Annotated in this window: 12 protein-coding genes; 5 read left to right on the forward strand and 7 right to left on the reverse strand. The window is 65.2% G+C overall.

Features of this window, described 5'->3' with window-relative positions; all coding sequences use genetic code 11:
- The first annotated feature begins 10 nt into the window (after positions 1-10).
- Positions 11-1,429, forward strand: a complete 1,419-nt coding sequence (locus V3388_RS11270; RefSeq protein ID WP_336367650.1) for an HDOD domain-containing protein — start codon at positions 11-13, stop codon at positions 1,427-1,429.
- 36 nt (positions 1,430-1,465) lie between these two features.
- Here V3388_RS11270 and V3388_RS11275 read toward each other — a convergent pair whose 3' ends face one another.
- Both V3388_RS11275 and V3388_RS11280 read right to left on the reverse strand, forming a co-directional pair.
- A complete protein-coding gene (locus V3388_RS11275) occupies positions 1,466-2,203 on the reverse strand; it encodes an anti-sigma factor (RefSeq protein ID WP_336367651.1) in 738 nt (245 codons plus the stop codon).
- Positions 2,204-2,210: 7 nt separating this feature from the next.
- The gene (locus V3388_RS11280; protein ID WP_336367652.1) at positions 2,211-2,768 is read right to left on the reverse strand and encodes a sigma-70 family RNA polymerase sigma factor; all 558 of its coding nucleotides are present in this window, start codon (positions 2,766-2,768) and stop codon (positions 2,211-2,213) included.
- Positions 2,769-2,955: 187 nt separating this feature from the next.
- On the opposite strand from V3388_RS11280, the gene V3388_RS11285 reads away from it, so the two are divergent.
- From V3388_RS11285 to V3388_RS11300, 4 genes are read left to right on the forward strand one after another with little or no spacing between them, the layout of a single operon-like run.
- Positions 2,956-4,428, forward strand: a complete 1,473-nt coding sequence (locus V3388_RS11285; protein WP_336367653.1) for a DUF4331 domain-containing protein — start codon at positions 2,956-2,958, stop codon at positions 4,426-4,428.
- A gap of 10 nt (positions 4,429-4,438) precedes the next feature.
- Positions 4,439-4,675, forward strand: coding sequence for a hypothetical protein (locus V3388_RS11290; protein WP_336367654.1), 237 nt, complete (start codon positions 4,439-4,441; stop codon positions 4,673-4,675).
- The gene (locus V3388_RS11295; RefSeq protein WP_336367655.1) at positions 4,659-5,900 is read left to right on the forward strand and encodes a hypothetical protein; all 1,242 of its coding nucleotides are present in this window, start codon (positions 4,659-4,661) and stop codon (positions 5,898-5,900) included. The genes V3388_RS11290 and V3388_RS11295 overlap by 17 nt, the downstream gene beginning before the upstream one ends.
- Positions 5,897-7,066, forward strand: a complete 1,170-nt coding sequence (locus tag V3388_RS11300) for a HupE/UreJ family protein (RefSeq protein WP_336367656.1) — start codon at positions 5,897-5,899, stop codon at positions 7,064-7,066. The genes V3388_RS11295 and V3388_RS11300 overlap by 4 nt, the downstream gene beginning before the upstream one ends.
- A gap of 25 nt (positions 7,067-7,091) precedes the next feature.
- On the opposite strand, the gene V3388_RS11305 is transcribed toward V3388_RS11300, so the two are convergent.
- From V3388_RS11305 to V3388_RS11325, 5 genes are all read right to left on the reverse strand, one after another.
- Positions 7,092-7,376 carry a hypothetical protein gene (locus tag V3388_RS11305; RefSeq protein ID WP_336367657.1) on the reverse strand — a complete coding sequence of 95 codons (285 nt, stop codon included), beginning with the start codon at positions 7,374-7,376 and terminating at the stop codon, positions 7,092-7,094.
- A 10-nt stretch (positions 7,377-7,386) separates the two neighbouring features.
- Complete coding sequence (locus V3388_RS11310; RefSeq protein WP_336367658.1) at positions 7,387-14,319, reverse strand: DUF4347 domain-containing protein; 6,933 nt, start codon at positions 14,317-14,319, stop codon at positions 7,387-7,389.
- 5 nt (positions 14,320-14,324) lie between these two features.
- The gene (locus V3388_RS11315; protein WP_336367659.1) at positions 14,325-15,218 is read right to left on the reverse strand and encodes a sulfotransferase family protein; all 894 of its coding nucleotides are present in this window, start codon (positions 15,216-15,218) and stop codon (positions 14,325-14,327) included.
- A gap of 307 nt (positions 15,219-15,525) precedes the next feature.
- Positions 15,526-16,125 carry a hypothetical protein gene (locus V3388_RS11320; protein ID WP_336367660.1) on the reverse strand — a complete coding sequence of 200 codons (600 nt, stop codon included), beginning with the start codon at positions 16,123-16,125 and terminating at the stop codon, positions 15,526-15,528.
- Positions 16,126-16,266: 141 nt separating this feature from the next.
- The gene (locus tag V3388_RS11325) at positions 16,267-17,754 is read right to left on the reverse strand and encodes an amidase (protein WP_336367661.1); all 1,488 of its coding nucleotides are present in this window, start codon (positions 17,752-17,754) and stop codon (positions 16,267-16,269) included.
- Positions 17,755-17,768: the final 14 nt, after the last annotated feature.

Genomic DNA, 17,768 nt, shown 5'->3' on the forward strand with positions numbered 1-17,768 from the left:
GAACAAGAGCGTGATTGAACACGACGGCACCACCCCCGAGCGACTGACCTCGACCCGAGCCTGGGTCACCTACCTGAGCAAGGTGGAGCTGCCGGTGCTGGCCAACACCCTGCGCCGCATCGACGAGCTCACCGAAAGCCAGAACAGCACCGTTAACGAACTGGCCAATGTGATCCTGAACGACGCCCAGCTCACCTCCCAGGTGCTGCGGCTCTCCAACACCGTGTTCTACAACCAGACCCGCACCCAGGTGAGCACCGTCAGCCGGGCGATCACGCTGATCGGCTTTGACGCGGTGAAATCCATGGCCATCTCCTCCCTGGTGGTGGACAGCCTGCTGAAGCGGACCGACCGCCCCCACCTGCTGCGCTGCCTGGCCCGGGCCATCCACGCGGCGGTGCAGGCCCGCCTGCTGATGCCGTCCCGCAACGATAATGCCCTGGAAGAAGTGTTCATCGGCGCCCTGCTGATGAACATCGGCGAGCTGGCGTTCTGGTCCTGCGAGACACCCCAGGCCAGTGAACTGGAACAGCACCTGCGGGCGGGCGAGGCGCCCACCGAAGCACAGAAGACTGTGCTGCACACCACCTTTCCGGAAATCACCCGTGGCCTGGTGGAAGCCTGGTCCCTCGGGCCGTTCATCCGGGACGTCGTCTCCGCCGGGCAACCCACCTCCATGGCCAGCTCCCTGGTGCGCCACACCGTAGAGATGGCGAGGCTGTCCGAAGACGGCTGGCAGGGCAAGGACATGGACAGGGTGCTCGAACAGCTGGCCAAGGATATTGGTGAGGCGCCCGCCACGGTGCGGGACCGCGCAAAGATCAACGCCGCCGAGGCCGCCAAAGTGGCGGTGTCCCTGGGCCTTCCCCAGGTCACCGCTCTGATGCCCGGCCAGCAGGAGTCACCGGGTCAGGAATCGGCGCCCCAGGTGGACCCGAACCTGCAGCTGCAGATTCTCCGGGACCTGACCCTGAGCCTGTCGGAAAAACCGGACATCAACGAAATCTGCCAGTTGGTGATCGAAGGCATTCACCGGGCCGTCGGAATGCAGCGGGTGGCCTTGCTGATGGCGGATCGCAGCGGGCAGTTGCTGCTGCCCCGGAAGGTCGGCGGTAAGGGCACCGAGGCGTGGCGGGAGCGCTTCCATATCAGCCGGGGCGGCGCGGGCCCCCTGGACAGCTTGGCGGAGCACAGCCACTGCGAGGTGTTTCAGCCGACGGCCCAGGCCGCCAATGTAGACTACGATCGCTGGCTCGGCCGGGTGCCGGCGCTGGTCGGGCCGCTGAGGGCGGGCGGGCGCGTCGTCGGGCTGTTCTATGCGGACAACGCCGCCAGCCCCTACACGCCCTCCAGTGAGCAGCTCGCGGCGTTTGAGCACTTTGTGCAAAATGCCCAGCTCTGCCTCACGCTGCTGTCCGCCCGGCACTGAACCGAGCCGGACGGCGTCGCAGGAAACGGTTCGGCGTTACAGCGAATAGAGCTTCGCCACGTGCAGAATCGGGCCCGTCGGTGCCCCCGTGGGTGACCCGCCCCGGGGCTCCAGGCTGATCGCCAGGGTGCGGCTGCTGGCCAGCACTTTGCGGAGCCGGTCGTCCAGCGGGATCACGGTAACGTTGCCCGCCGTCAGGACGCCGAGGGACAGGGGCGCACCCGTCTCCGGCACCACCCACAGTTCGTAATCCTTGCCCGGATTAGCGGCGGTCGCCGCCACCGGACGCAGCCGCAGCTGATTCTGGTTGGCGGTTTCGGACACCAGCCAGAGCGGGTCATCCACGTCTGGCTGCACCACGGCACCGGACAGCGCCAGCTCGGCACCGGTGTCCCGGGTTCCAGGGTTCACCCCCAGAAGCAGCGCCAGCACCACGGCCGCTGCCGTCGCGGCAAGGCTCCATCCCGGCCAGAACCAACGCGCCCAGCCAGAGACCCCCTGAGCCTGGGTGCGCGCAACCGGCACACTCGCCGCGGACCGCTCCCGGGACGGCCAGAGCCGACGGCTAACGCCCTGCCATACCGACGCGGGTGGCGCCTGCTCCGGCAGGGCCGTGCTCAGTTCGCCCAGTCGCTCCTCCCAGAAACGGACCTCCTGGCGCACGGCGGAGGACCCGACCATCCAACGCTCAAAGCGCCGGCGGGCGGCACCCTGCAGCGAACCAAGCACGTACTCGGCCGCCAGCGCTTCAATGCGTTCCGGGGTCTGTTTCATAGGGTCCTCATTGTTCCAAACAGCGTTTCAGGGCCATCAGCCCCCGCCGGATCCAGCTTTTCACGGTGCCGATAGGGGAGCTCAGGGCCAGGGCCAGCTCCTCGTGGGTCAGGCCTCGATAATACGACAGCAGGATACTGTCCCGCTGCACGTCACTTAACTCATTCAGGCAGCCCGTCAGCCGGGTCGCGCCAGCGTCCTTGAGGGACTGTTCCAGGGGCCCGTCACGGCCGTCATCCAGGTCCGCGAGCGACTCATCACCGACGGTTGCCCGGGACTTTCGGGCCCGCATCAGGTCCAGCGTCCGATATCGGGCAATGCCCATCATCCAGTTCAGCGGCGTGCCACGATCCCGGTGATAGTCGCCGGCGCGGTGCCAGATCTGCACGAACGCGTCCTGCAGCGCCTCTTCCGCCAGTTCCCGCTGGCCGGCCAGCTTCAGGCACAGCCCAAACAGACGGGACGACACCCGATCGTACAACTGTTGAAACGCCAGCCGGTCTTCCCGGGCCGTGGCCAGCAATAACCGCATCAACGGTTCCTGTTCATCCATCGAGTCCACCATGGCTCGCGATCTCCTTGCTTTCAAAACCCATACGGAGCCGGGGGCAAACGGGATGCATCGGCCGGCAAAAACAACGCCGATGTCAGCGTTCGACTTTTTTTGCCCGCGACTGCATCCGCCGCTCCCTCCGCCCCGTTTTTCCGGTGCACCACAACAACGCTGTAAACACTGTGCCAAGGAGAGACCCATGAGCATCACCCTTAAAACCACCGGGCTGGCGACGCTGGGCTTCGTGACCCTGCTGTCGTCCGGCCTGGCCCAGGCCTCCAGCCACCGGGAAGCGCCGTTCATCACCAAGACCCCGAAAGTGGACGCCACCGATTTCTATATGTTCCGCAGCTATGAGTCCGGCCGAAGCGGCTTCGTGACCCTGGTCGCCAACTACCTGCCCCTGCAGGACGCCTACGGCGGACCGAACTACTTTGACCTGGACCCGGACGCGCTCTATGAGATCCACATCGACAACAACGGCGACGCCAAGGAAGACATCACCTACCAGTTCCGCTTTGAGGATGAATTCAACGACCTGCAGCTGAACGTGGGCGGCAAGATGGTCTCCGTACCCCTGAAAAACATTGGCGACGCCACTGACAGCGGCAACGTGCAGGCCAGCCAGCGGTACACCGTGACCGTGGTCACCGGCGACCGTCGCCAGGGCGCGGCCCAGATGGCCACCAACATCGATAACGGCACCGAATATTTCGACAAGCCGCTGGACAACATCGGTGAAAAATCCTTCGGCACCGGCTACGCCAGCTACGCCGACCAACACATCTTCGCCATCAATTTGCCTGGCTGCTCAACCCCGGGCCGGGTGTTCGTGGGCCAGCGCAAAGAAGCCTTCGCCGTCAATCTGGGTGAAATCTTCGACCTGGTCAACACCAACCCGCTGGGCGCGCGCGATGCCGAAGGCGCCGGCGACCTGGCCGACAAGAACGTCACCTCCCTGGCCCTGGAAGTACCCACCAGTTGCCTGACCGGCTCAGCCAAAACCTCCGGCGGTGACCCGGTGATTGGCGCCTGGACCACCGCCAGCGTGCGCCAGGCCACAGTCATGAACCCGGCGCCGACTGCCCTCGACGGCACGGGCAAAGGCGCATCCGTGACCGGTGGCGCCTACGTGCAGGTCTCCCGTCTCGGCATGCCTCTGGTGAATGAGGTCGTCATCGGCCTGAAAGACAAGGACCGCTTCAACGCCAGCGAGCCGATGGACGACGGCCAGTTCCTGACCTACGTGACCAACCCCACGCTGCCGGCGCTGCTGGAAGTGCTGTTCGGCGGTGCCGGTGCCCAGGCCCCGGCCACGCCCCGCAACGACCTGGTGGCGGCCTTCCTGACCGGTGTTGACGGCCTGAACCAGCCGGTGGGCGTCACCGCCTCCGAGATGCTGCGCCTGAACACCGCCATTGCGGTGACCGCGCCGGCCAGCCAGAACGATCTGGGCGTGCTGGGCGGCGATAACGCGGGCTTCCCGAACGGCCGTCGTCCGGTGGATGACGTGGTGGACTCGGAACTGCGGGTGGCGATGGGTGCCCTGACCACGGACGCCCCCAACAAGGACGCACCGTTCACCGACGGCGTGCAGCTGGACCCGTCCACCCTGCTGACCCGGTTCCCGTACCTGGGTACGCCGATGTCCGGCTCACCGAACGGACTCTGAGGAGGCGATCATGAGACTTATTCTTTCGTTATCGCTGGCGGCGGTCACCGCCGCCTTGCTCAGCGGCTGCTTCGGCGGCTCCGGAAACGGCGATGCCCTGGCCACGTCGAAGGACTTCACCACCTTCGTCAAGCAGGAAATCAACAACACCCGGGACGACCGGGAATCGGTCAACATCAACCGTCTGGACTTCAGCTTCAACGACCAGACCAACCCCCAGGCGTTTGACGATGTCCTGGCCAACTGATGCCTCGCCCCGGCCACTGCGCCGGGGCAGGCTCACCCGCCACACCCGGGCCTGGCCCGGGCTGTGGTTACTTCTGACGTTGGGCGCAGGTATCGCTGAGGCGGCACCGGCGCCCATCCAGACCCAATTTCCGGACACGGAGGTGCTGGCCGAACTGCCCGCCGTGACCATTGATACCCGCACCGTCGACACCACCCCGGACGCCCTGGCACAAAGGCTCCGGGAGGACATCGCCCAGGCCCGGAAAACCGGCGACCCCCGGTTCATCGGCTACGGCGAAGGGCGGCTGCGGCGCTGGCCCGAAGACCGGATGACCCCGGAACTGCGAGTGCTCCGGGCCACACTGGCCCAGAGCCAGCACCGGTTTGACGTGGCCGAAACGGATTTGCGCTGGGTGGTGGATCACGGCGACGGCGCGAACCGGGCTCAGGCCCTGCTGACCCTGGCCAGCATTCTCACCGTTCAGGGCCGCTATGATGGCGCCCGCGCTGCGTGTGACGATCTCAGCAACGCCTACCCCGGCCTGATCTCCGATAGTTGCCTGGCTACGGTGGACGCCCGCACCGGCAACGCCCAGACCGCGTTTGATCGTTTGAACGAGGCACTGCGATCGGCCCCCAGCGACAGCACCAGCCGCCTCTGGGCCCTGGGCACCCTGGCGGACCTGGCCGACCAGCTGGATGACACCCGCGCCGGTATGTACTGGCAACAAGTGCTGTTGCAGGACCCGGACGACCTGTATACGCGAACCCAGCTGGCGGACTGGAGCCTTCGCCACGGCCAGCCCAAGCGCACCCTGGCCCTGACCGCCGACTACCCCGCTGTGGACGCCCTCGCCGTGCTGCGGGCCATGGCCCTGAAGTCCCTGGGCGATCCGGCCCTGTCTCCCTTGGTGGCGCATCTGCGAGAGCGGTTCTCCGAAGCCCGGTGGCGCGGCAACCTGCTCCACAAGCGGGACTACGCCCGCTTTGAGCTGCACGTTGAAGGCAACCCGGTGCTGGCGCTGGAATTTGCCGAGAAGAACTGGACCACCCAGCGCGAACCGGCGGACACCCGGCTGCTCCTGCTGGCGGCCAGGGCCGCGAATGCGCCGGAGCCTGAAGCCGATCTGCGGCAATGGCTCGACCGCTGGCAGCAGAGTGATCAACGGTATCCGCCAGCTGACCCTTCGGCGGCGCTGTCGGGTTCACGCCCCACACTGGCACAGGAGACCTTGCGGCCATGACGACAGCCCTATTGCCCGCATCGGGAACCTCCGGACGCACACCGCTGATCGTCGGCCTGCTGATGATGCTGGTCGTGCTCGCCCCCCCCGCCTGGGCCCACAAGGCCAGCGACAGCTTTGTGTATCTCACGGATAACGGACAGAACCTCCGGATTGATGTGGCACTGCGGGACCTGGCCCTGCTGGTACCGCTGGACGCCGATGGCGACCGTCAGGTGACCGGCGCCGAATTGCGCGCCGCCCGGGCGGAACTGACCCGTACCGTGGAATCCGGGGTGACCACCTCGGCCAGTGGCGAACCGTGTCGGCTGGAGGGAAAAACCTGGGGCGTATCAGAGCACAGCGACGGGTTCTACGCCGCCTCGCAATACCGGGTTCGCTGCCCGGACGGCACCGCCCCCGACCAGCTCCGCTACACGCTGCTGTTTGACGTGGACCCGCTGCACCGGGCGCTGGTGAGCCTGGGCTCAGAAGACAGCGAGCGGCTCACCGTGATTGGCCCGGACACCGGCTCCCTGGACCTGGCGGCGCCCGCACCTTCCCGCTGGCAGACCTTCGCCCTGTTCATCGGCCAGGGCATCTGGCACCTGCTGATGGGGCTGGACCACCTGCTGTTCCTGCTGGTGCTGGCGATTCCGGCCACGTTGGGCCGGGCAGGCAATGTGCCGGAGCAGGGGCGGGTGCCCGGTGACCCGTCATCCATGGGCCTGAAGCCGCGGCTCCGCTCCCTCGCGGGCATCGTCACCGCCTTCACCATCGCCCACTCCATCACCCTGGCCCTGTCCGCGCTGCACCTGGTCACCTTGCCCAGCGCCTGGGTGGAAACGGTGATTGCCCTGTCTATCGCGGTGACCGCCGTCAACGTGATCTGGCCCATCCTGGGACGGCGCACCTGGCTGCTGGCGTTCGGTTTCGGGCTGGTGCACGGCTTCGGCTTCGCCAGCGTGCTGGCGGACCTGACCAGCGGCACCGGCCAGCTCGCAGTCGCGCTGGCCGGGTTCAACCTGGGGGTGGAAGTGGGGCAGCTGGGGCTGCTGGCAATCGGCTTCCCGATCCTCTACTGGCTGTCCCAGCGGCCCATGTACGAGCGCCGGCTGGTGCCGGCGCTGCTGATTCTGGTGGGGATCACCAGTTTGATGTGGGTGGGGCAGAGGATGCCGATATAGCGCTGAGAGTGCCGCGCCGCTTAGCTCATCCTCCGGCTCCGCCGGAACGGACAAGCTCCGCCGAGCCCGACAGCAGGGTGACGAATTTGCGGTTACTGGCCACCTCATGCCGGACCCGGATATTGGCATCGCCGGCCGGATCAATGATGGAGTCTCCGGGGAACACTTCCACTTCCGTGTTCAACGACAACACAACCGTGTCCGTCGCCGGGCTTTCGCCAGGCCCGGAAGACCCGCCGTTGTCGCAGGCGGCCAGCGCCAGAACACACAGCATAACCAGCGTACACTTCGATACCCGACGGTAATCCATCGTGTGCTCCTCAGAACGTAATGACCCGGGTGACCGGTGTCTCGATGATGATAGCGGCCGCATTGCCGGTGCCCTGAACGGAAATCCGGTTACCCGCCTCGAACGGGCTGCCCTCATTGGTGGCCTCATCCGCCGTTGAGCAATTCGCCGACGCCTCATCGTAGCTGCCCAATCCGGTATTCGACTCACCGTTGGCAAAGGTTTCCACCCACGCGCACCGGTCGGTGCCGTCTACGTGAACGCGGCTGCGGACCACGCCCGGAGCAGTGAGGGTTGTGTACGCCCCGGCAATGGCGAAGTCCGCCCGGGACGACACACCCTGACGGTTTTTCACCTCGTGCCAGGCAAGGCCTTTGCTATCGGCGCCGGCGACGAGACGGCGGCCCTCAACCATGGCAGTTGTGGTGATCGCCGGGCCATTCATGCCCGGATCGCCAAGCAGCGTCCGGGTGCCCGGCAATGCACTGGTCGCCCGGGTGCTGATGCCATTCACCGCGACTTCGTGACGGCTCTCGCCGTTGATCAGGGTGTCCAGGTAGAAGGTGGTGGTGCCACTGTCGACAACCGTCGTCGCGCGGTCGTTAAACAGCAGGGACAGACCGTTAGGCAGCAGGGACAGCGCGCCATTGTCCGCCAGGCCGTCACGGCCGCGCAGGCCCTGTATCGCCGTGCCATTGATCCGGACCTGCAACGTCAGCGTGCCAGCGGACAACGGGCGCTGAGCGACGAACCCATCGCCGCCAACGGCGGCCTCAACAAACACCGAGCTGTTGTCGCCGGAGGTATCGGTGACTTCGAGCCGGCTGACCATGGCATCACCGGAGGAGGACTGCGAGCGAACCTCCGCACTGCGGTTCAGGCCGTTCAGGTCCGGATCGCTCTCACTGCACACCTCCTGCAATGCGCCGTTGCTGAGGGCAATCGCCGAGCAGGCAGGGGTGGTGGGCCCGCCAGCGCTCTCCGTGTAACTGAGGACGTTGTTGCTGGTGATGGTTCCCGCTGTGGCCCCCTGTGACAACTGAACGGCACCCGCCGCATCGACCGAACTGACCGACCCGGCCTCCCGAACCGTCATCACGCGGGCCGGTTGATCGCTCCGTGTGGCCAGCGCGGTCAGCGTGCCGTCCGGTTCGATCCGCACCTGCCGGCGGACGGTCTCCGCGCCATCCATGAGTTCACCGTCCATTGTCACCGAACCATCGGCAGACAGCTGGATCGCCGACGGCACCATCGCAAACTGATGCTCTGTCGTAACCGCCGTGGCCGTTGCCGATGCTCTGATCGCCGAGCTTACCTGAAGCCCGCCACTGGCAGGCTGGACCAACGTGACCTGGGTGCTTGCGCCAGACCCGGTTTCAAATCGGGCCTCTGACGTCACCTGGCCATCGCCGGCAACCCGGATATCCAGACCCATCGCATCGCTGGTCAGGGTGCTGACCACCACGCCGCCATTGGTCACCTGCACCGTCGTGGTGCCATCCGGCGATACCCGCACGACCTGCTCGGTGCCACTGCCGCCGAACGTCAGCGTTTGTTGCCCCTGGGCGTCCGGCCCATCGGTAGTGGGCAGCGGAGCGCTGGCGTCGTCCAGGGTCACGCTGAGGTTCCGGCGCTGGCCATACTGGTCCACAAAAGCCAGCGCGTATCGGGCCCGCGGCGGCTGGTCGTCGGTGTACTCGGGCCACCGGCCCGGAACCACCTCCAGCTGTGGGCTTGAGCCATCAACCACAAACAGATCCGGATTGCTGTCCTGGCTGACCGGCCCCGCCGATCCGACCGCCGGTTCTGAGGCCAGGTCGTTTGCGGTATCGGATGTGGCGGTCACCGACAGCTCGAACGCCGGCAGGCTGGCGCTCTGGTCGCCGTTGCTGACGGAGATCACAATGTTCGTTGTGGCACCGACATCCCCTGCGCCGGGCGTGCCCGAGAGCTGGCCGGTAGCAGCATCAAACGACGCCCAGGACGGACGATGGCTGATGCTGAACGTGAGCGGTTGCCCATAGACGTCCTTCGCCAGCGGCGTAAACCGGTAGGCGCTGCCCACGGCAATGGTTGTTGTCGGCGATCCGCTGATCAGGGGCAGGGGGATAGAGCCCTCCACCGCGCCAATATCCACAGAACTGGCCACAATACGCGGCGCGCCGGTAGCGTCTAGAGGCAGCGGTTCCGCGGTCTTGCTGTCGCCGTCAAGATCAGCGCTATCCGCCGGCAGAGCGGCGTTGCTACCCGCGCCCCAGAGCGCGCTGCCTTCCTGCAGCTGATGCACCGGCACGCCGGCGCCGTTCACCTGGGCGAGCGTTCCCAGCAGCAGCGAATCCGTGCCCTGTTCGTTCAGGTTGCCGGTATCAATGGCCAGGGTGGTTAGCGTGCCGAAGTAGTTGTTGCGGCCCTCTTCGAGGGTCCCGGCCACATCGTCTGGGGTATCGCCGGTAGCCAGAGCCGAGCCGCCAGTGGCGGCCGCGGCCGTCGCGCCCGAGGTGTTCCCAGCCACCACTGAGTTGAAGAACCGGCCAATGATGCCGTTGGCCGAGACGCCTCCGGCACTGTCCGCAGCGGCGTTGCCAACGATGGTGGTGTTGTAGACCGCCGCATTGCCGCTGGCAATCCGCAGACCACCACCAATCGATCCGGTTCCAAGAGCGGCGTTACCGCTGATGGTGGTGTTGACGATCCGCAGGTCCGTGCCCTGGAACTGAATACCGCCACCTTCCGCTCCGGCGCCGTCTGCGGCGTTGCCCGACACGGTACTGTCAAACAGGTGGAGGACGCCCGCCCCGAGGACCCGAATGCCGCCGCCGTACGAATCGCTGTGGTTGCCAGAAACGGTTGTCCGGATGAGGGTCAGCGTTGCTCCGAAGCTGTAGATGCCACCGCCGCCAGCGCCGACTTCAACGCTATTGGTCACCCCGGAGTCTGACAGGGTCGCGCTGGCACCACTACCGAGTGCAAGACCGCCACCACCGCCGATCGCAGAACCGTCCGTCAGGATAAGACCGTTCAACACGATACCGGCCATCCCCCCATCGACCGACAGCACCCGGCTGAAACCGCCGGCTGAAATCGTCACATCGGCCGACTCATTCCCATCGACATCGCCGTTGATGCGGAGATTCGGCTGCTGGATATCGAGTGAGTTGCCATTCAGGGTAATCGTGCCGCCCTGGGAACCGTCCGTGCCACTGTCCAGATCAAAGGTCACGGTATCACCACCGCTCCGGGCCCAGGCCAGCGCTTCCCGCAGGCTCAGGCCGCTTCCGTCGGCCTCATCATCCGCCAGCGAGGCACCGATGGTTTCATCATCGCCTGTGTCCAGATTGCTGGTCACCTGCAGGGTCAGCGCTTTCGTGCGCACGGTGTAATCGTTGGAGTCGGTGGTTCCGGTGGCCACGTTGTTGCTGGCATCCATCACCCCGGCGTTATCCAGGGTAATCACGTTGCCGGCCACGTAGGTGTTCTCCGTCGGCGTCAATGTCGCCGTCCAGGTGATCCCGCCATCGGAAGAGGCGACGTTACTGAGGGTGCCGTTCGCAACGGTAAGGTCGGCGTTACTGAACCCGGTCACCGCCTCGTCGAAGGTAATGGTCACCAGCGAGGTCTCACCGGTCAGCAGTTCGTTGTCCGCAACGACAAGGGTTGCCGTAGGCGCCGTGACGTCCGCCACGGTGAAGTTCCAGGCGGTGCTGTCTGCAATGCCCGCGTAGGCCGTACCCGCGAGATCCTTGACGGCAGTGCTGCCAACCAGCACGTAATAGCTCGCGTTTTCTGCCAGCGCCGAGGCGGGCTGAATGGTCAGGGTGTTACCGGTGACGGTCAGTTGGCCGCCGGCAGAAGCCACATCAATGGTGGCCACCGGGGTGTTCGCCGAATCGTAGATCACGATGTTGCCGGTGCCGAGGGCGATGTCCTCGCTGAACGTCATCACCAGAGCGGTGTTGGACGCCACCGCCGCCGCATCGTCCATTGGGCTGAGGCTTTGCAGCGTTGGTGCGGCGGTGTCCACGTTGACGCCGGAGGTATCTCCGACGTTGCTCAGGGCCAGGGAGAGATCGTTCGCGGCCGCGTCTTTGATGGTGCCACCGTTAAGCGCCAAAGACGTCCCGACGTCGATGCCATCGCTGTCATCGTCACCCGCCTGCACGGTGTACTGGAAAGAGAGCGCCGTGGTTCCGGAGCCCGACACGTACTGGGCATTGCGGGGCGAAGCGCCGAGGGTCAGTGGCAGGTAGGGCGTACCGCCGGCGGTGTTTACCGTGGCGTTTTCGGAGGTGTTCACGGTGAAAGACAGCACTTCACCGGTCACATAGGTGCCGCTGGCCGGTACCGTGACAGAACTGATTTCCGGAACCACCCCGTCCACCAGTACCGATGCCGTACTGCCAACATTGTTCAGCGCGAGATTCAGGGGATTCCCGGAGCCGTCCCGCAAGGTGCCGCCGTTCGCGTCGATTGACCCGCTGACGGCAATGCCATTGCTGTCCAGGTCACCGCTCTGGATGGTGTAGCGGAACACCAGCCAGGGCGAGGCCGAACCACTGACATAGTCGGCGTAGCGGGTGGTCGAACCCACCGTCAGCGCGATCCGTGGCGTGCCACCGGCGGTGTCCACCACCACGTCGTTGGCTGAGGCAATGTTGACCGTAAAATCGAGGTTCTGGCCCGCGATGTAAGTGGCATTGGCCGGCACCGATACGGAGCCCACGGTGGGCGCAGCATTATCCACGTAGGCGTTGGACGTATCCGCCCGGGTAATGCGGTTTCCGGCGTTGTCCGTGGCCGACACCGACACGTTGCGGCCGGAAGCCTCAATGCTGCCGGCCACCAGCGTGTAGGTGGCGGTCCAGGTGCCCGCGCTGTTGGTTGCCGCCACCGCCGAACCGCCGCCGAACTGGGAGAAATCTACTGTGGCCGAAGAAATGGTATCGCTGTTATTGTCGCCGCCGGCCGTGTTGTTCCAGGTGGCCGTTACGGTGTCGCCGATCAGATAGGTGCCGCTGGAGCCGGTGCCGCCGCTGATGCTGATGTTCGCATCCGTCACCACCGGGGCGAGGGTATCGACGGTGGCGTTGGAGGTATCGGCGGCGGTGGTGCTGTTGCCCGCGTTGTCGGTCACGCTCACCGATACGTTCCGATTGGTCGCGTCGATGGCGCCGGCGGTCAGCGTGTAGGTTGCCGTCCAGGTGCCAGAACTGTTGGACGCCACAACCGCCGAACCGCCGCCAAACGCGCTGAAATCTACGGTGACAGAGGAGGCGTCGGCATTGTTATCGCCAGCGGCCGTGTTGTTCCAGGTGGCGGTTACCGTGTCGCCAATCTTGAAAGCACCGCCCGTGCCGCTCCCGCCCGATATGGAAATCTTGCCATCGGTCACTGTTGGCGCCACGTTATCGACCGTGGCGTTGGTGGTATCCGCCGTGGTGGTTGAGCCCGCCGAATTGGTGGCCGTGACGCTGACATTGCGGTTGGTCGCGTCCACCGTGCCGGAAACCAGGGTGTAGGTTGCCGTCCAGACGCCGCTGCTCTCCGTGGCCGCGACGGCCGATCCGCCACCAAAACTGGAGAAATCCATGGTGACACCGGTCACGCCGGTGTTGTTGTCGCCGCCCGCGCTGTTGTCCCAGGTGGCGGTCACCGTGTCGCCAATTCTGTAAGCGCCGCCGGTGCCGGAGGCGCCGCTGATGGCGATGTTGCCGTCCGTTACCGTGGGGGTGACCGGGGCTCCGACGCCGGTGACTGTAAACCGGTCAACATAAAAGTATCCGTTGCCATCATCGACCGTCACCGTAACGCTCGTTGTGCTGGCCGAAAGACTGCTCAGATCGATCGTCTGGTTATCACCATTTACTATCGTAATACCGGGAATGACGCCCCCAGCGCCGCCGGTAATTGTGAAAGTCTCTGTAGAACCACTGGCGTTCACCAGATTGATGCTGTTTGCAGTGAATGCTGGGTGCCCCTGGAAGTAGAGCGTCGCCGCGCTTTCGCCTTCGCTGGTATAACCATAAGTGGCAGGAGGCCCGTAATTTCTGGCGGCCGTGCTGTATTTCTGGCCGTCAAACACAATGACGTAACTTCCGGCCTGAAAGGTGGCGTTTATAGAGCCGTCACCCTTCGAGTACCCGTTGTAGGTCGATCCGTACTGGCCAACGTTGACCGCGTTGTCAAACTCGATGGTGCCGGTAAACGGTGCAAGCACCGCCGAATAATCGGCAATCGCCCTCGCCGAGAACGGCAGCGTCGCGTGCACGTCACCGCGGGTAATCTCCAGGTCCCAGTCACCCTGCTGACGGGCGCCGCCGGTAAAATCATCGGACGCAGCCAGGTTCACCCGGGCCTTCTGCTGAAACAGATCCAGGAATTCAGCGCCTTTATCACCCTGCGCCAGGTCACAGCCGTAGAACAGCACGTCGGCCGACGGCGCCAGCGCCCTGTGGAGGGCATTGAACATCGACACGTCGCGCCTCAGGGCGGCGGCGTCCACGGAGGAGTTGCCCAAAAACAGGCGACCGTTGTCCGCGTGGGAGACAATGTGCAGCGCCGACAGGTTTCGATAAGCTCTTAACACCTCCGCCAGCTGCGCCAGGCCCGGCGCGTCACGGCGCAGTTCCACCACGGCGATGCCCGGTTTTACCGCGCGGTATAGCGCGGTTTTATCGGGGACCGCGCCATCGATCACCAACAGTTCCCGAACGGGCTGTGCACTGAGAATACCCAGGACGTCGTCGCGGGCGGGCTCCATGGCCCCGCTGCGCTCCGGCACCGGCAAGACCCCGGCAGAGCGCAGAGCGCTCGGCGCCAAGCCCAGATTGCTACCCAGACTTTTCCCCAGGTGCCTCTCCGCGCTCAGGTAACTGCGGGCATACCCGGTCGAGGCCTGAACCGGCACACCACAAAGCCCCAGGGGCAACAACAAGGAGGGAAGCCCGGTAAGCAGATGTTTTTTCATGGTGGTCAGTGTCCGTCGCGAGGCGCAGAGGAGGTCGGGGGGTGCTTTTTGGGGGCAATGCTGTGGGCGGCGGTGCCTTGGGGGTCCTGCCAGAAATCCATGCCCTGGTATTTCACAAACAGATCCGGCGGCAGAATGCTGCGCCGGGGCTGGTAAGTCACTTTCTTTTTGACGCTGTGCAGGCCTTTCACGCCGAGGGTCGCGTCAAACTCGCTTTCGGCGTAGTCAACCTGATCAAAATCGTGGTCAAACCCTGGCTCCCCGAGGAACTGGTATATGAGTTCCAGGGTGCGACCCGGGTGCTGGGTGAGCAGGTCGTAGTCAACCAGCAGCAGCCGGTCGGAAAATTCGCCGTAATAGGCTTCTTTCAGGGCGGTCCACGCCGCGCCCACCGCCCCGCCGGCACTCATCAGGGCCTCGCAGCGGGTGTACACCGTCTGGCGGCTGGCGGCGTTGAACATGCGGCTGTAATCGAACGGGTTTTTCCGGTAGATCACTTCAAAGCTGTCCATGATCCACGCGGGGTTACGCACACAGCAGATCACCTTGAAGTCGCCAAACAGCTCGGTGAGCTGGTGCAGGCGGGCGGTCCACTGGCGGTTGGTGTCGAACAGCACTTCGTGGTTCGCGGCCTTGTCTTCGTAATAGGCGGCAAACAGGGCGTGGCACAGGCGCTTGCGGAGGGCTTCGTCGAAAAAGGGGTAAAACTCGCTGCCGGCGCCCGTCTGTTCCAGTACGCCGTTCAGCAGCCCGGCCACGGGGCTGCTCATGGACGCATGAAACCGGGGGTTCTGACGCAGGATGCCGGCGAGTAACGTCGACCCCGACCGGGGAAGGCCCGAAATAAAGTGTACTTCGCGGAAGTCAGACGTGTGACCCGGGACAGCATTCGCTGGCATAACGTTCCCTGCTTGGCCTTGCGCAACAAACGGTTCAATGCTGCCAGTACAACGGTCAGGTCATTGAGCGGAGGTTATCGTGTTGTTAGTCATCCAACCATTGACTCTGGACAGACTATAGCAACAACGCCGCACAACAACTGTAAAACAGCGTCAAATTCAGTGAGGAAGCACCACGAATCCGTGAGGATTTGTACGCATCACGATGGGGCATGGCCAGAGGGTGAGCCAGAAAGCAGCTTGGAGGGTTGGCGCCCCTGAATCGCGGTTTCGGGGCGCCTGTTTCGGTTGCGCTATCACCGCATTGTCAATGCAATGCTCGCAACTGCCGCGGATACAGTGCCGCGCTCACTTCCGGCTCCTCAAGCAGGTCAGACAGATCCTGGTCCACGGCCACCTCGTCGCCCTCTGCCGGCAGCGGGTCGAACAGGGTGTTCAGCCAGGCGGCCACTGAGGGCGCTTCGTCCCGGCGGTAATCCGTGGACAGCGCCTTGATCCGGCGGAAGCCGATGATGCGCTGGTGACGGGGGTCCCGGATCTGTTCAAAGCCCCGCCAGTAGACATGATCCCGGGTGTGCAACTGCACGAACAGGGTGTCGATCGGCCCGCCGGTGTCGTCGTCCTCTGCGGGCGGCTGGGCCTCGTCGCGGTTTTCCGGGGTCTTGTGCCGGATGGTGGTCCAGGCCGGATAGAGCACGGCCACCGCATCGGCTTCGACATGCTCCCGGGCGGCGCGCAGGATCAGTCCCCAGCGCGCTTTGTCGGCATCGGTTTCCAGAGAATTGATGGGCAGGTCATAGCTCTGATCGCTGGACAGGACAATGGCCATCATGGGGGCATCAAGCTCCCCCATGGCCTCAGCCTGAGCGACGGACACCAGATCGTCGATTGCCATCGGTTGGTTCATAACACACGCCTCCTCGATGCCATCAGGTGAGGGAACTCAGGGCTCCCTGTCTCACAGCATAGCCTGTTCCCCACGGAAAGATAAACGTGGTGGCGGCGCCGGCGGATCACAACCCCCGCACAAAGACACCGCTAGGCGGGCTCAGAAGGCGTGTTCCAGGCGCTCGTACTGGCTGAACCAGGGCTGGGCCTCCTCCAGCTGCGCCGCCAGTTGCAGCAACACGCCCTCGCCCCCGTGGGGTGCGCCGAACTGGACGCCCACCGGCAGGCCGGCAGCGGTCCACTGCAGCGGCACGGACATGGCCGGCGTGCCGGTCAGGTTAGCGAGCTGGGTAAAGGGTGTGCGGGCGAGGCTCTCCATCACCAGTTGGTCCACCTGGCCGGTTCGGTGCACCAGGCGGCCGGCCCGCAGGGAAAGCATCAGCCGGGCCACAACCTTCAGATGGGCGGGGGTTTCCAGCTCGCCAATCCGGGCAGGCAACTGGCCGGTGGTGGGGCACAGGTACAGGTCATAGCTTTGAAAATACGTGCCCAGGGCCCGGGCAAAGTCGTTCCATTGCTGGCGTCGGCGCACGTACTCGGACAACGGCAGGGTCTCGCCGAGCATACCCAGCAGCCGGGTATCCAGCTCGAAATCGCCGTCGGTGGCGCCCAGGGTTTCCCGGGCCCGAGCCATCATGGCGGACACTTCACCGAAGTACAGGCCCAGGTAGCAACGGGCCAGGGCCATGCCATCAAACTCCGGGCGGGCATACTCCACGTGGTGGCCCAGGTGTTCCAGGGTACGGGCGGTGTCCTCCACCGCCGCCACACACTCGGGCGCCACCTCAGTGCCGTAGGGGGAGGACGTAAACACACCAATGCGCAGGGGGCCCGGTGCCCGCTGGATCAATTCCGCGTAGGCGGCCTCCGGCGGCGCAATCACAAACGGATCACCGGTCGCCGGCCCCGCCAACGCATCCAGCATGGCGGCGCTGTCCCGGACGGTGCGGGACACCACGTGATCGCTGGAGGCGCCGGTCCAGGCCTCACCGGCGTAGGGGCCGTTGGACAGGCGGCCTCGGGAAGGCTTCAGGCCGAACAGACCGTTGTAGGCGGCGGGAATACGGATGGAGCCGCCGCCGTCGTTGGCCCCGGCCATGGGTACGATGCCGGCGGCCACGGCCGCGCCGGAGCCGCCGCTGGAGCCGCCCGGGGTCCGGGTGGTGTCCCACGGGTTGCGGCAGGCGCCCCAGAGCGCGGGTTCGGTGACGGCCTTCAGGCCAAGCTCAGGGGTGGTGGTGCGCCCGAGGATGCGCAGGCCGGCGCCGGTGGCCCGCCGGACGAATTCGGAATCCTTCGGTGCCACGTAAGCGCGGAAGGCGCGGCTGCCGTAGCTGCAGGGCTGGCCGGCCTGTTCCTGAGCCAGGTCCTTGAGCAGCAGGGGCACGCCGGCAAACGGGCCGGCGCTGACGACGCTGTCATCCAGCGCATCGGAAAACTGGGGGTGGCAGATGGCGTTGAGGGTGCCGTTCACCTGGCTGGCTCGCTCAACGGCGGCTTCGCACACCTCACGCGCGCTGACGTCACCCCGGGCGATCAGATCGGCAAGGGCGGTGGCGTCGTATCGAAGGTAGTCGGTTTGCTGCATAACGCGGTCCATTT

It is taken from the genome of Marinobacter sp. C2H3, assembly GCF_037080155.1.
Classification (GTDB): Bacteria; Pseudomonadota; Gammaproteobacteria; order Pseudomonadales; family Oleiphilaceae; genus Marinobacter.